Here is a 16,032-nt window from a genome sequence, read left to right as displayed (position 1 = left end):
AGGAATGTCTTTTTTTATACTTTATTTTTCTTTTTTCTTCTTGGCTGTGTAGCCATCTAATAAAAAGCAAATTGGCACTAAAAGAAATGCACAAAAACCTATAATCATAAACACATCATTATAAGCCAAAATCGCAACTTGCTTTTGAAAGTCCGTATATAAATACCGCATTGCAACACTGGCTTGATCCTGAGCTGCATAACCTGCTTGCTGAGCAACAGCTTTCATATGAGCTAAATATTCATTAAAAGGCTGATTTAGTGGACTCATCGTATGAACGATCCGAGCTTGATCAGCTTGCCTTGTTTGTGTAACCAAAGCCGTTGCACCAGAAATACATAAAGCCCCCAAAACATTTCGAACCATACTAAAAAGCGCCGCAGCATCTGCATTATATTTGGCTGGAATAGTCATAAAGGCGATCGTTGACAATGGAACAAACAAAAATGCCAAACACGCAGTTTGAGCAACTCTAAACAAAACCAAATGATCAAAATCTAAAGTTGGGGTTAAATGCGCAGAAAAGAACATCGCACTTCCCATCCAAAAGAATCCAAAGGCAATCACATACCGCATTGGCACGACATTAATAATACGACCAACAATAGGAAGCAAAAAGATAATCACAATCCCACCTGGTGTCAAAACCAACCCTGATAAAAATGCCGTATATCCAACCACTTGTTGTGAGAATTGTGGAACAATAATAGCAGATGCATATAAACATCCACCAAGCCCCGCCATTAATATAGAACTAACGGCAAAATTGCGATCTTTAAAAACATGCAGATCAACCACGGGATTTTTCGCTTTTAATAACCAGAAAATAGCTCCGACAATCCCAATAAATGCAAACACACCCATCAAACGAATGTCAAAAGATCCAAACCAATCTGCGTTTTCACCACGATCAACCATTACTTCAAGGCAACCTAAGCCCATCGTAATTAATGTCAATCCAATAACATCGACACGCTCTTTACGTTTTTTCTCCCAAGGTGGGTCTTCCAACAACATCAGCACAGCAAAAACGGTAAAAATACCAATAGGCACATTTAGGTAAAACACCCACCGCCAAGAATAATTATCCGTAATCCACCCTCCTAATGATGGCCCCAAAATCGGTGCAACCACCGTTGCCATGGCAGTTAAGCCAAAAGCAGCACCTCTCTTTTCAGGTGGAAAAATATCTAGAATAATCGATTGCTGATTTGGCTGTAATCCACCGCCAAAGAAACCTTGCATCAATCGGAAAATAATTAACTCACCAAGGCTTCCTGCCATTCCACATAAAAAAGAGGATACCGTAAACATTAAAATACAAATAATGAAATAACGCTTGCGCCCTAACACTCTTCCTAACCAACCAGAAATCGTTAAAACGACAGCATTCGCTGCAAGATATGACGTTAACGCCCAGGTTGCATTGTCATATGTTGTCGAAAGACTACCCGCGATATGAGGCAAAGACACATTTACAATCGTTGTATCTAAGATCTCCATAAACGCTGCTAGCGTAACGACAACAGCAATTAACCAAGGATTATATTTTGGTTTCCAACCACTGCGATCAATCCCATCATCTGCAACGACCATTTCACTCATTTTGTATAAACCGTTGGAGTAACAGATAATCCTAATGCCAATGGAATCTTTGGATCTAACCCTTCATCAATTAAAATTTTAACAGGAACACGTTGAACAATTTTAACATAGTTCCCCGTTGCATTTTCAGGAGGAAACGCACTAAAGACAGCACCTGTACCTGCTTGTAAAGAATCAATATGCCCTTTTAATTTTAAGAATGGATAAGCATCCACTTCAATTTTTACTTTTTGTCCAGGTCTCATATTAGTAATTTGTGTTTCTTTATAATTCGCAATCACCCACACTTCAGGCTCTACAATCGCCAAAATTGACTGACCTGTTGTTACATAATTTCCTTGCTCAACATTCCGCTTTGAAATCCAACCATCATGAGGTGCTCTGACTTCTGTCCATCCTACATTTAACTCAGCCTGTCTTAATTTCGCTTCAGCGGCTTCTAATGCTCCTTTTTGCTCATTAATTTGGCTATTGCTTGTTTGAATGTTCGCTTCCACAGGTTGAGCAATTAATAAATTACCTTCTGCTTTAATAATTTCAGCTTTTGCTTGTTCATACGCTGCTGTTGCATTATCAATGGCTTGTTGTGTAGTGGCAGCTTTGACAATACTATGCTGTCTGACATATTCCGTTTTTGCTTTAAACGCCTGAGCTTTAGCAATTCCCAATTGACCTTGAGCAACTTTCAACTGACCAGGATAGTTCTTCTTAGCAACTTCTAACATATATTGAGACGCAATATACTGCCCTTGAGCACGAATTAAATTCCCTTCGGCTTCTTTTTTAGCAGCTTCATAATCTCTGGAATCAATTTTTAATAACAAATCACCTTTATGCACAAATTGATTATCATTGATCAAAAGATCCGTTACATATCCATTGACATGTGGTGCGATATAAACAATTCGTCCTGCTGTAAACGCATCATCTGTATCAATGTCATCACGGGTTAGCCACCAATAGATGCCTGCGCCAATGACTAATAAGCAACATACTCCAATAATCAGAAACTTTTTCAAAGGATTAGCTTTGCTTTTCCCAGTCTCTTCATTTGCAGAAACGGACTGTTGATCCATCACTTCCCCTGCATCCGCCATTGATTTTCCTTTTCAGCCTTCGGTAATTTTGAATAAGTTACATAATGATATATGATCGTACTTTAACGATTTAAATCCTGTGTCTGTACTAATCTTGCATATAATCCATTTTGATCCATTAATACTTCATGACTACCAGATTCAGCAACCATACCATCGCACATTACAAAAATTAAATCTGCAGAACGTACCGTAGATAAACGATGGGCAACAATCAGCGTTGTACGATTTTTTCGTAACTTGGCCAAAGCTTGTTGCACCATATATTCACTCTCTGTATCCAAAGCACTGGTTGCTTCATCTAAGAGTAATAAACGGGGATTTCTTAATAACGCTCTGGCCAACGCAACACGTTGTCTTTGTCCGCCTGATAAGAGTTGTCCACCATGTCCTACTCTCGTATTTAATCCGTTAGGTAAATTGTGAACAAATTGATTAATCGCAGCACCATCTAACACTTCTTGTATTTCTGCTTCAGATGCATGTGGCTTACCAATCAAAATATTATCAATGATGGACATATCAAACAAAAGTGGATCTTGTGGAACATAAGCGATCTCAGAGCGCAACTCACTAATCTTAAGATCTCGCAAATCTACTCCATCAAACAAAATTCGTCCTTTTTGAACATCATGTAATCTAGGAATTAATGTCAGTGCCGTTGACTTTCCAGCTCCAGAAGGGCCCACCAAAGCCACTGTCAATCCAGGTTCAACATCAAAATCCAATCCTTGCAATCCCAAATGACGGCCAGGATGAATGAAATGTACATCATCAAACTTAAGATTTCCTTTTCCTTCAGGTAAGGAAATAGCATTCGGTTTGTTAATAATTTCAATTGGATCATCAATCACTTTAAAGATACGATCTAACCCTGAAATTCCTTCTTGCATCGCTGCATTTAAAGAGCCCAAAGCACGCAATGGTCTTGCAGCCAACAATAACGCAGCAACAAAACCAGAGAAATCCCCTAGGGTTGCTCCACCCATCGCAGCACGCCATCCAGCAAATCCTAATACAGCAGCAACAGCCGTGCCTCCTAGAACTTCCATAATTGGATCTACTCTAGCTCTACCACTAATAATTTTTAAAGTCGCATCATAAAGCTGCTCAAAAGATTTTCCTGCACGCTCAATCTCACGTTCTTCCATCCCATAAACGCGCACGGTCCTGGACTGAGCAAATGTTTCATTTAATAACGCTGCGGTCTTCCCAACTTGCTCTTGCATATTACCAGACGCACGACGAACTTTTTTTCCAAGCTTTTGGATTGGAACTGCTGCAATGGGGTAAAGCAAAGCTGCAATTAAACTTAGTTCCCAATCCATATAGAACATAGAAGCAATCAAGCCAACAACCGTAATACTATCACCAAAAGCATTTACAACTCTAATCATTGCCTCACGTATAGACAAAGCATCCGTTGTAAATCGTGATGCTAATTGTGCTGGGGCTTCTCTTTCAACTTTAGCAATATCCGAGCGCACTAGATGCAAAAACATCTTTTTTTGCAATCCACGGATAACAACTAGTACTAACCCTTGAATAGCCAACGTTTGACCATATTGTGAAGCTGCCTTTGCAGCCGTAACCATTACCACAAGTAACGGAACTTGATACAAAATCCTAGGGTCATTATCCCTAAACATATCCAAAGCACGTTTAATCACCAATGGATACAAAGCCGTTAATCCTGCCATGATCATCGTTAAGATAAAAATAACAAGAATACGTTTGGGATGAAGGCGAATTTCTTCCTTCCACAAACGCTGCATATATGGCCAGCTTGGATTATTCCCTAATAAGCGTGATAAAATCGTCTTTTTATTCTTTGGGATTGGTTTGTCTGAAATAGCAGTCACTATATATTTTCTTTAAATATAATTACAAAATCACCGTGTCTTACGATGTCGTTGTCACTTATTTACCTCTTTATTGACAAGAATTAAATGATTTAATTTATTCTTTCATTTTTGTGGCTTTTAAACCACTTTAAACATTCTTCTTGGGAAGAATAACAACCATTCTGTAACCACCAATCTTTAATGATTTTTAAAGTATTACCGATGACAGGCCCTGGCTGAACTCCCAATTGGATTAAATCCTGCCCCATCACAGGAAATATAGGACGTTCAATTAACGAAACAGAATGCCTCCATTGGTTCCATTTTTCAGAATCCTCTACTATGACGGAAGCGGTTTGTTTTATCCAACTTTGCCCGATTAAAACTTCCAAATCATATTCTGCTCTTAATTGACGTTTTTGAATCTCTGTATTCTCGAGACTTACCTCAGAATCTTGTTGAAATGCCCATAATAATTTTTCTTGTTTCCGAGATAATCGTAATTGTTTAGCAACAATCTGACTTGATGCAGAAACTAGTCTAGCCAACCGTAACACCGCATCCTGAGGAGCACCTAACTGAACCAGTTTTTGAAAAAAAGGAAGCTGATATCCAGAAGGTAATATCTCTTTCAACACACCATATTGATCCATCTGCTGCACGATACCATCCGCCATAGGCCCAATTAATATCCGCTGTATTTCAGACCACACACGTTCCGCAGAAAGCGTTTTCAACAAATATGTTGTTTGTTGAATTGCTATTACGGCTTCTGTATCAATGGGCTCTTTTCCATAACGTGCATAAAAACGAAAAAAACGTAGAGAACGAAGAACATCCTCTTCAATACGTTCCTTTGCGTTCCCTACAAAACGCACTGTTCCAGACAAAAGATCTTGTTGCCCTTGATAAAAGTCCCAGATCTTTCCATCTCGATCACAAAACATCGCATTCATCGTAAAATCTCGACGCGCAGCATCTTCTTGCCAATCATCAGTCCATACGACTTGAGCATGCCGACCATCTGTGACGATATCTTTACGTAACGTGGTAATTTCATAAGGCGTATGATCAATCAACGCAGTGACTGTTCCATGAGACAGTCCCGTAGGAATAACTGTTATTCCAGCTTTTTGTAAAATTGCCATCACAGTTTCTGGTGGCTCTGGGGTTGCAATATCAATATCTGCAATTGGTTTATTGGCTAATAAGTCCCTGACAACCCCGCCGACTAAACGCGCCTGAGGTAAATAATCCCACAATTGATTGAGTGCGTTGATACAAGATAGTTTTTCCAAGATACTCATTAACAACCTTTTTCCACGCACTGAGCTTTATAAAATAATACTATTTTACTAAATTAGCATTTTTATAATTAATTAATGTGAAGGATTACAGGATGCATTAGCTTTATTAGCAAATAATCTTATAGAATTAACCTGATAATCTAATTTTTCTTCATTTGTATAATTTTTATATTTTGGAAAATTATATTTTTCTTCTATTCTTTTTGTAATGTTTGGTTTTGAAAAATAAGTAATTTTTTCAAAAGGGTTAGTTTTTCCTAAGGCTTCAGCTTTTTCTGTTAGTGGTCGTATTATTGATCTTACGGCTCCATCACCTAAGAAACAAATTTCCAAATTTGGGCTATCTTTTGGTGTTTTTTGATAACAATCATATACTTTTTCAGCAGCATCTTTAATACCATTGACTGTTTTAGCACAAAAGCTTGGGCCAAATTTTTTAACAGCAGCATCAATCGTGGCATCTGACATTCTGTCTGGTTTATCAGCAGCCATAGCGGTTAAAGGTAAAGCAATAATAGAGAGCGCAAGTAAGAGTTTTTTCATTTTTACCTTCATTACATATGATGAGAATTAACTCAATTTATCATAAATGATCATTTCTATAAATATATGACAAATTTATTATTAGAGCATTAGAATGGTAAAGGAATATAACGACACAGAATACAAAGATTAATATTGATACAGGCGACCTGAAAGCTCAAATAATTCATTTTTCTTAATAAATTGCTTTAAAATATTTTACAAAACTTGCAGTATGCTCTTACTATATTTTATACTGCAAAATGCAACTTTCTTATTCGCTATTTGTTTTAATCTTAACCCTTTAATTGAGTGCACATGACTTCTTTAGAAAATACTCCCATTGACGCTAAGCATAATGATCCTCTTTCTGATGATACACACCTTGCCGATACGCTTGGGCCTCATCTGGCGAATGTTCTGACAGAAACCAGTCGTGTCATTTATGGACAACAAGAAGAAATCAAGCAAATTATTGCCAGTGTTTTAAGTGGTGGACATGCGCTCTTGGTCGGAGCCCCTGGGCTTGGAAAAACAAAACTGGTCAGCACATTGGCAACGGTTATGGGATTGTCCGCGAAGCGTGTACAATTTACCCCAGACTTGATGCCTGCGGATATTACAGGAAGTGAGATTTTAGACGAAGATGCAGAAGGTAAACGTAGTTTCCGATTTGTTCCCGGCCCTGTTTTTTGTCAGCTATTAATGGCTGATGAAATTAACCGTGCCAGCCCTCGGACACAATCTGCTTTGCTGCAAGCCATGCAAGAAAAATATATTTCAATTGCTGGAAAAGATTACCCTCTTCCTGCACCTTTTCATGTTTTAGCAACACAAAACCCTATTGAGCAAGAAGGAACTTACCCTTTACCTGAAGCTCAATTAGATCGTTTTATGGTGCAAGTAAACCTCTCTTATCCAGACCTTAATACTGAAAAAGCAATGCTATTGGCAACAACTGGCGCCAATGAAGCAAAAGCACAACCTGTTATAACCTCAGAAATGCTTATTCAAGCACAATCATTGGTCAGACGACTACCTATCGGGGAAAACTTAGTCGATAGTATTTTACGCCTTGTTCGGAATGCTCGACCAGAAAGCAGCGAAGATCCATTTATTCAACAAAATATCGCATGGGGGCCTGGTTCCAGAGCAGCTCAAGCATTAATGTTACTCGTCCGTGCGCGTGCTTTGTTAAATGGCCGTTTAGCACCCAACCAAGAAGATCTGATCGCCCTTGCCCCTGCGGTATTAAGACATCGTATTGCCCTAACCTTTGCCGCTAGAGCAGAAAATATACAATTGGATGATATTATCCAAAATCTTCTACAAAAAGCAGTCTAATCATGATGACAGGTTCTTGGTGGTCACGACTCTTTCACAAAGGGGCTTCTCACCATTTAAGAGGCTCCTCCTCTGATGCGCCATCACGACCTCATCAGACCACAGCACTCAGTTCAATTGTTCCTTCCTCAGAGCATCTTGCCCATAGCTTGCCTGACTTATTACTGGCTTCTCATAAAATCGCCAGAACCGTATTGGCAGGCAGTCATGGATGTAAACGTGCAGGTCAAGGCAGTCAATTTTGGCAATATCGCCATGCTCTGCCTGGGGAATCTATTCAAGCGATCGATTGGCGTAAATCTGCCAAAGGCAACAAAGCCTACGTCAAAGAAACAGAAGAAGAAAACACACAAACTTTATATTTATGGTGTGACGTGTCTGGATCTATGCAGTGGCATTCCAAATCCGATTTACCAACTAAACAAAATAGAGCTTTTTTATTAGGACTAACCCTCAGTTCTTTGCTTTTAAATGGCGGGGAACGAGTGCGTTTATTGCTTCCTAACCAACAAATAAATAGTTTCAGAGGCACGCATCAACTCTATCCATTGGCTGAACAATTAACGCGCTCTGTTCACAGTCCATCGGCCACCCCTTTTCCGATGCCAGAACATGTTTCCCCTCATTCATGGACGGTATTAATCAGCGATTTTTTATATCCTTATGAAGAACTTGCTGAGTTTTTAAAGAAAATGGCACAACGTCCAAGTCATCTTTTATTAATACAAGTCGCTGATCCCGCAGAAAAAGAGTTACCTTTCAAAGGACGCTTACAATTCACAGGAATGGAAGGCGAAGAAGGGCTGATTTTATCTAACTCTACGCAATCTTCTATTGATTATGAAGCGTTATGGACTGACCATCAAAATAAGCTAAAAAAACTGAGTCAAAATGTAGGTATTCCTATGCTTTGTGATTTTTCTGATCGTAATGCTGCGCAGACTTTGCTGCAAGCATGGAATATTTTATCAAATAAAAGCAATCCAAGATTAACATGATCTTTCTGACCCCTTACCTCTTATTCGCATTGCTCGTTCTTCCTCTGATTTGGTTCTTTTTAAGAGCGACACCTCCACGCCCAAAAGAGCAATCTTTTCCGCCTATTCAATTATTGCACCAACTGCAAACCAAGGCTCAAGAGTCCGTGCATGCACCTTGGTGGTTAATTTTATTACGCTTGCTTGCTGTGGCTTTGTTAATTATTGGTTTGGCTAGACCAGTTTTACCTTCAAAAAATCTTGCTTTACAACACTCAAAAGATCCTATTTTACTGGTTATCGATAATGGATGGGCATCTGCCCCACAATGGTCTCAATTGATTGACGATGCAGCACAAGTTTTAACGCAAGCTCAACAAAAAAATACACCTGTGCATTTACTCTTAACCGCACCGAATGAACAAAATACAGCGTTAAAAATCACAACTTTATCTGATAATACCTCTGCTGCCGTGCAATTTAACGGATTGCAACCCATGGCTTGGCCTGTTGAGCATCAAAAAGCAGCGGAAATTTTAAATAAAGCCAACCATTATCAAACAATTTATTATTTCTCTGATGGCATTCAACATCAGGATGATCAAGCTTTTCAAAAGAAACTAACAGACCATACAAATTTATACGAAATTCGTCCTCAAGAGGGTAATATATCAACACTTTTATTGACTAAAAATAGCCCTACACAAAATGGCTTTATGCAATCTATTTCATTACTCCCTCGCCCTATTCCACAACAAATAACCTTGCAAGCTTATACGCAACAAGGAATGTTACTCACCTCTATACAAAAATCTATTCCTGCCAATACATCACAGAGTGATATTGACCTGACCCTTCCTTTAGAAGCTCGAAATAAAGTCGATTATCTACAAATTGCAAATTATGCTGGAGCTGGTGGTGTTTACCTTTTAGACGCACATAACCGAAAACATATTATTGGTTTTATCTCTGCTTCGAATAATACCAATACCCCTTTTACTGGCTCTTTATATTATCTTAAAAAAGCACTGACACCTTTGGGAGATCTTAAAGAAGGCTCTATCCATCAACTCTTATCCCAACCTTTATCAGTCATTATTGCGCCAGATACAGTTTTTTCCGATCCACAATCTGAAAAAGAACTCCAAAGCTGGGTAGAAAATGGAGGAATGCTCATTCGTTTCTCTGGTGACTTACTGGCCGGCAGCACCTTAAATCAACAAGAAACACCTTTAATTCCGCTTCCTTTGTTGCAAGGCACCAGAGAATTAGGCGGAGCAATGACTTGGGAAAAGCCTCAAAAAATAGCCTCTTTCTCCAAAGATTCTCCTTTTAATGGCTTAACCATTCCTCAAGATGTAACCATTAATAGACAAATCTTGGTTAAGCCAGCTTTAGACAATGATAAATATGTTTGGGCAAAGTTAGAAGATGGCACTCCTCTAGTTACCCACCGTTCTGTTGGTAAAGGGCAAATCATTTTATTTCACACAAATAGTACTCCTGACTGGTCTTCCTTACCACTTTCTAGTTTATTCGAAGATATGTTAGATCGTTTAATTGAACTCTCTTTTGGTGTGCAATCCACACAGACTGGAGAAGTCTTAAATCCTATTTTAACTTTAAATGGTCATGGTGCGTTACAAGCCCCGTCCCCTTATACAAAATCGATCTCTTTTGATAAATTGCAAAATCTTGTCATTTCCCCTGAGCATCCACCAGGATTATACGGCAATACAGGAACCAATATTGCTGTTAATTTAGGGGATCATATTTCTAGCCTAAAAGCTTCTAAACCTATTGGAAAAGTCATTACATTAGGCAGTGTTTCTCTATCATATACGTTGGGTAGTTTATTCATTATCATGAGTATTATTTTGATTTTAGCAGATATTCTAGCCAGCCTATTCTTACGTGGCTATATCAATAAAATTAAAAGCTCAACAATGATTATGATCCTTGCTTTGAGTTGTCTTAGCAACAATACTTTCGCTCAATCTACGACTTCTACATCCGTTCCACCAGCTGCGTTAAATACACGATTAGCATATATTCTGACCCCTGATCCTGCGGTTAATTTAGCTTCAAAACAAGGGTTAGAAGGCTTATCTCAATTTATTAATGAAAAAACTTCTCTACAGCTATCCTCCCCCGAAGGTGTTGATCCAACCAAAGATAAACTAGCCTTTTATCCTCTTCTTTATTGGCCAATCACAGCGGAATTACAGCCTGATCCTAAACGAAACGACGCATTAAACGACTATCTTGCACATGGCGGGTTACTGATTTTAGATACACAAGGTCATGATGCAAGTTCTAGCATCGAAGCATCACACCCTGATCAATTCGCCGGTGAAGCCTCTGGCACGTCGCAAGCGTTAAAGAATGCAACTGAGGGGCTTAAAATCCCTGCTTTATCACAATTATCTGATAAAGATTTACTCAGCAGAACATTCTATATCCTACATGATTTTCCTGGACGATATGATGCCATGCCTGTCTGGATTGCTCAAAGTAACCCTTTGGTCAATGATGGGGTGAGCTCTGTCATCGTTGGGGAAAATGATTGGGCACATGCTTGGGCAATAACAGCAGATAATAACCCTGTATATCCAATTTTTCCAAACACCGATCAACAACGTAATTTAAGCTATCGTTTTGGATTAAACTTGGTGATGTATGCATTAACAGGCAGCTATAAAGCAGATCAAGTTCATGTTTCTGCCTTGCTAAAGCAACTAGGGAAACAACAATAATGTCTCAATCTTTTTCTTCATTGAACCTTCATTTTGATCCATTATTGCCTTTTTGGGGAATTCTTGTACTCGCAGGACTCTGCATAATCGTATTGCTGTTCAGCTTAGTTAATAAATCTTATAAAGGGCTAATCTGGCGTTTTTTTGCATTTTCAATCTTACTCCTCTGGTTGTCAGGGCCAATGATCTTCAAAAATCATCAGCAAATTTTACCTGAAACCATTCTCATCATGATGGATCAATCAGACTCTATGTCGATTGGTAATCGCACTAAAATTGCAAATGAGGCTTTACAACAGCTACAAAATAAAGTGCCGAAAAATGTCAGAACAAAAATTGTTACGGTTCATAATGCATATCAACAAGGCACACAACTTTTTCAATCAATTCAAAAAGCAACGGATGAAATTCCAGCGTCTCAACTAGGCGGTGTTGTCTTAATTACGGATGGGCAAGTGAATGACGTGCCAAAAAAATTCCCTAAATTTTTAACACTTCCTAATCAGAAAACTGTTCCTATTTATGCGTTACTCCCTGCATCAAAAGAGCAAACGGATCGTTCTTTAAAAATTCTTCATGCTCCTGCCTATACAATTGTAGGTAAAGAAGCGACTATTCAAGTTCAGGTAAATGATACAGGCTCTCCACAAAGCGGAGATGCAACCTTAACCATTATGCAAGAAGATAAGCAACCCATCACCATGCAAGTTCCCGTTGGTAAACCACAGAATATTACTATTCCTGTGACCCATACAGGGAAAAACCTTGTGGGCTTATCGGCCTCTCCTTTAAAAGGTGAAATCTCAGAAATTAATAATCATCAAACCCTTTATATTCACGGTATTCGCGATAAATTACGTGTATTATTAGTTTCCAGTGCACCTAATCAAGGTGAACGTGCATGGAGAAGTTTACTTAAATCCGATCCATCTGTAGATCTTGTTCATTTTACAATTTTACGTTCAGCCGAACAAAATGAAAATATTCCTGATTCAGAGTTGGCTTTAATTCCTTTTCCAGTCAATGAATTATTTATGCAAAAGATTAACCAATTTGATTTAATCATCTTGGATAGCTTCGAAAATCGCTATACATTACCGTCTTACTATATTGCCAGCATTGCAAATTACGTAAAAAATGGTGGTGGTTTACTACTCATTTCAGGGCCAGAATTCGCACAACAATTTTCACTACAGAACTCTCCCTTACGTTCTATATTACCTGCAACGGTTTTATCACCCACAGATGTGATAGAACAAAAGTTCAAACCTGAACTTACCAATTTAGGTCAAAAACATCCGGTCACAAAAGGACTTAACAAAGATAATTCCATATGGGGATCTTGGTATCGTTATCTCAAAGCCGATCACACAGAGGGTGAAGTCTTAATGCAAACCCCAGGTCAATCTCCATTACTGATCTTAAATCATGTAGATAAAGGTCGTGTAGCGCTCCTATTATCAGATCAAATCTGGCTATGGTCAAAAGGCAGTAATAAAAATGGGCCTCAAGCAGAATTACTTCGTCGTCTTTCTCATTGGTTAATGAAAGAGCCAGAGTTAGAAGAAGAGCAACTTTCTGCATTTATTAAAGATCAAAAATTAACTGTCGAATGGCATACGTTAACAAATAATATCAATAATCAAGATTTTACTGTTACGTCCCCTTCTGGTGTTGTGCAACCTTTACAATTTAAAACAATAGAAAATGGTGAGGCCACCGCGACCATTCCAGCAAAAGAAGATGGAATATGGAAAATTACGAATGGTTCTTTAACTGCTTATGCAGCACCTCAAACCTCTGATCCAGTAGAAATGACAGATATCGCCGTTACAGGACAAAAACTTGATCCTTTATTACAGCAGTATGGGCGCATGTATTGGCTGGGAGATACTCCAAATCATTTAAAGGTTCCTGACATACATGTCGTCAAACACGATAAGGTTAATGGCAATTCATCTGTAATGGATTTCCCTGAACATGTCACTTATACAACAACAAAGCAATCAATTCATCACATTCTATCCCCTTGGTTAGCCTTAATCATTGGATTAGGAAGCATTTTTATGGCATGGTACCGAGAAAGTTTTTCTTAAATAGATAATCATATTAGGACTTGATTTGATACACGGAAAAAACTACTGTCTAGGATCGATTTTAATGCCACGGGAAATAGCATCATGAACTCTCAACCTCGTTTATTGCCTTTCTTCTCTTTATTGCTGGGATCTGCCTGTATGGCGATGCTTCTTTCACCTGTTTCTGCAAACGCACAAACAGTTACAGGACATCCTCATACATCAAAGCAGCCCCAACAACATCAGCCCAAAGCACAGCAAAATTCTGATGACGATGATGATAATGCCAATCCAGGGGATAAAGATGTAAATCCAACAAAAATGCTATTTAATGCAATTAATGTTGGTAATTTACGCCAAGCTCAAGAGGCTGTGGGTCGAGGTGCAGATTTACACGCTGAGAATGTCTTAGGACAAACACCATTGGAAATGTCTGTCGATCTTAACAGAGACCGTATTACGTTCTTATTATTATCTATGCGTGGATATAATAACTCTCCACAACAATTAGCGAGTGTTTCTACAGAATCTTCAGGCGTTACCGTTAAAAACGGCAAAGCAAGCATGTCTGTTAAAGGTAAAAATAAACGTGGTACAATGACGGCTTCAAATGAAGCTACTTATATTGCCCAAAAAGGTGGAACCCCTAAACCAGAAATCGGGTTTTTAGGATTCCAAAATAGATAATTATTTTAATAGTAATCTATTTCTTTTCCGTGGCTTGATTATATTCGGTGCGTAATACGTCCAATGCATGTAACGCACCGTCTTTTTCAAAATGCCAGAATGTCCATCCATTACAAGATGGCGCATTAGTGACAACAGCCCCTATTTTATGAATAGACCCTCTTTGATTTCCACTAATAATCGTACTATCAGAAGTAACTGTTGCAAAAACACGTCTTTGACGATCCATTAAAACAGTGCCTGGCTGAATAAATCCTTGCTCAATTAAATTCCCAAAAGGAACTCGTGGGATTTCACGTTTTGCGGGTGAAAGCTTAATATCTTTAACAGGCAATGGTGTTTCTGATTCTAAGCGTGCCTTCACTGCTTTCAGATAATCTGGATGACGTTCAATACCAATAAAACGACGTTGCAAACGCTTAGCAACGGCTAACGTTGTTCCTGTTCCTGCAAAAGGATCTAAAACAACATCATCAATATTCGTCGATGATAAAAGCACACGATACAACAAGCTCTCAGGTTTTTGGGTTGGGTGTAACTTTAACCCGTGCTCATTTCGAAGGCGCTCATTTCCTGTACACAATGGTAAAAACCAATCTGAACGCATTTGAATATCATCATTCAATGTTTTCATTGCCTGATAATTAAAACGATATTTACTGTCCGCACCTTTGGCAGCCCAAATCAATGTTTCATGCGCATTCGTAAAACGACGTCCTTTAAAATTCGGCATTGGATTAGATTTACGCCAAATAATATCATTTAAAATCCAAAAGCCTAAATCCTGTAGGATCGTGCCTATACGAAAAATATTATGATACGAACCAATAACCCAAATTGTGCCGTCTTTACGTAATAAGCGATGACATTCTTTTAACCAATCTCGACAAAACTGATCATACACAGCAAAACTTTGGAATTTATCCCATTCCTCGGTTACACCATCAACGATTGTATCATCAGGTCTACGTAACTCTCCTTGTAACTGCAAATTATATGGCGGATCAGCAAAGATACAATCAATCGATGCTGAAGGTAACTTTTTCATCATCTGAACACATTCTCCCTTTAAAATTTGATCCAAAGGAAGATCCAACATAACAGCACCGCTCATATTTTTTTCGACACGAATGCCGCCCCATTATTTTGAAAGTTCATTTTAAAAGAAAGTTGTTTAACCGTTACAAATCCCTGACGATGATGCGGGGAACACCCGTGCGTAGTCAGAGCTTGACGATGATGCGCCGTTGGGTAACCAACATTTTTATCCCATCCATACGCGGGCCATCTTTTAGATAAACGAGACATTAAACGATCTCGAATAACTTTTGCCACGATGGATGCAGCTGCAATCGAAAAGGAAAGCCCATCCCCTTTGACAATTGGTTGTGTCATACATAAAAAGTCTGGAGATGAATTCCCATCAACCAAAACAAGTTTAGGCAGCAAAGAAAGTTTACGAACAGCTCTTTGCATTGCCAATCCTGCTGCATTTTTAATGTTTAAAACCAAAATTTCAGAAACAGAAGCAGCAGCAATTCCAACAAAAGTCTGTGGTAAACTCATAAGACGTGTAAAAATTTGTTCTCTTAAAAGCGGTTTGACCTTTTTTGAATCATCTAGGTGGTGCAGCAAATCTTTGGGTACAAGCCCTTGAAACATGACTGCTGCTGCCACAACGGGCCCAGCAATACATCCAATTCCCACTTCATCAACGCCTGCGATTTCTATTGCATAATGCATTTGTAATTAAATACTCTGTATCGGTTTTAAACGAAACCATAATATACTCAACGAGTCGCAAAAAATAGAGGG

Annotated in this window: 12 protein-coding genes; 5 read left to right on the top strand and 7 right to left on the bottom strand. The window is 38.7% G+C overall.

Annotation, left to right across the window (positions count from 1 at the left end):
- Positions 1-21: 21 nt before the first annotated feature.
- The 5 genes from CIN_RS01065 to CIN_RS01045 all read right to left on the bottom strand — a co-directional run bounded on the left by CIN_RS01065 (position 22) and on the right by CIN_RS01045 (position 6,396).
- Positions 22-1,605 (bottom strand): DHA2 family efflux MFS transporter permease subunit, encoded by a 1,584-nt coding sequence (locus CIN_RS01065; protein ID WP_008853198.1) that lies wholly within the window; start codon positions 1,603-1,605, stop codon positions 22-24.
- Complete coding sequence (locus CIN_RS01060; RefSeq protein ID WP_008853197.1) at positions 1,602-2,702, bottom strand: HlyD family secretion protein; 1,101 nt, start codon at positions 2,700-2,702, stop codon at positions 1,602-1,604. Before CIN_RS01060 ends, CIN_RS01065 begins: the two co-directional genes overlap by 4 nt.
- Positions 2,703-2,764: 62 nt before the next feature.
- On the bottom strand, positions 2,765-4,477 hold the full coding sequence (locus CIN_RS01055) for an ABC transporter ATP-binding protein (RefSeq protein ID WP_083813329.1): 1,713 nt from the start codon (positions 4,475-4,477) through the stop codon (positions 2,765-2,767).
- Between the two features lie 179 nt (positions 4,478-4,656).
- Positions 4,657-5,853, bottom strand: coding sequence for a CCA tRNA nucleotidyltransferase (locus CIN_RS01050; RefSeq protein ID WP_008853195.1), 1,197 nt, complete (start codon positions 5,851-5,853; stop codon positions 4,657-4,659).
- 72 nt (positions 5,854-5,925) lie between these two features.
- A complete protein-coding gene (locus CIN_RS01045) occupies positions 5,926-6,396 on the bottom strand; it encodes a hypothetical protein (protein WP_008853194.1) in 471 nt (156 codons plus the stop codon).
- Between the two features lie 297 nt (positions 6,397-6,693).
- Between CIN_RS01045 and CIN_RS01040 the strand changes: the two genes are divergently transcribed.
- The 5 genes from CIN_RS01040 (at position 6,694) to CIN_RS01020 (ending at position 14,217) form a co-directional block, all read left to right on the top strand.
- Positions 6,694-7,719: an AAA family ATPase gene (locus CIN_RS01040; protein ID WP_008853193.1), complete on the top strand. Its 1,026-nt coding sequence runs from the start codon at positions 6,694-6,696 to the stop codon at positions 7,717-7,719.
- A gap of 2 nt (positions 7,720-7,721) precedes the next feature.
- On the top strand, positions 7,722-8,717 hold the full coding sequence (locus CIN_RS01035; protein ID WP_050798296.1) for a DUF58 domain-containing protein: 996 nt from the start codon (positions 7,722-7,724) through the stop codon (positions 8,715-8,717).
- Positions 8,714-11,452, top strand: coding sequence for a DUF4159 domain-containing protein (locus CIN_RS01030; protein WP_040363649.1), 2,739 nt, complete (start codon positions 8,714-8,716; stop codon positions 11,450-11,452). The genes CIN_RS01035 and CIN_RS01030 overlap by 4 nt, the downstream gene beginning before the upstream one ends.
- Positions 11,452-13,548, top strand: a complete 2,097-nt coding sequence (locus tag CIN_RS01025) for a glutamine amidotransferase (RefSeq protein WP_040363648.1) — start codon at positions 11,452-11,454, stop codon at positions 13,546-13,548. Before CIN_RS01030 ends, CIN_RS01025 begins: the two co-directional genes overlap by 1 nt.
- A gap of 84 nt (positions 13,549-13,632) precedes the next feature.
- Positions 13,633-14,217: a hypothetical protein gene (locus tag CIN_RS01020; protein ID WP_008853189.1), complete on the top strand. Its 585-nt coding sequence runs from the start codon at positions 13,633-13,635 to the stop codon at positions 14,215-14,217.
- Positions 14,218-14,233: 16 nt separating this feature from the next.
- Here CIN_RS01020 and CIN_RS01015 read toward each other — a convergent pair whose 3' ends face one another.
- Together CIN_RS01015 and CIN_RS01010 are read right to left on the bottom strand one after the other, a co-directional pair.
- Entirely contained in the window at positions 14,234-15,331 is a 1,098-nt protein-coding gene (locus tag CIN_RS01015) for a site-specific DNA-methyltransferase (RefSeq protein ID WP_008853188.1), read from the bottom strand.
- Entirely contained in the window at positions 15,328-15,960 is a 633-nt protein-coding gene (locus CIN_RS01010; protein ID WP_008853187.1) for a ribonuclease HII, read from the bottom strand. Before CIN_RS01010 ends, CIN_RS01015 begins: the two co-directional genes overlap by 4 nt.
- Between the last annotated feature and the right edge of the window lie 72 nt (positions 15,961-16,032).

Origin of the sequence: Commensalibacter intestini A911, from assembly GCF_000231445.1 — a bacterium.
GTDB classification, from domain to species: Bacteria; Pseudomonadota; Alphaproteobacteria; order Acetobacterales; family Acetobacteraceae; genus Commensalibacter; species Commensalibacter intestini.
Note: the sequence above shows the minus strand (reverse complement) of the source record. Positions and strands in the feature narration are given on the sequence as shown.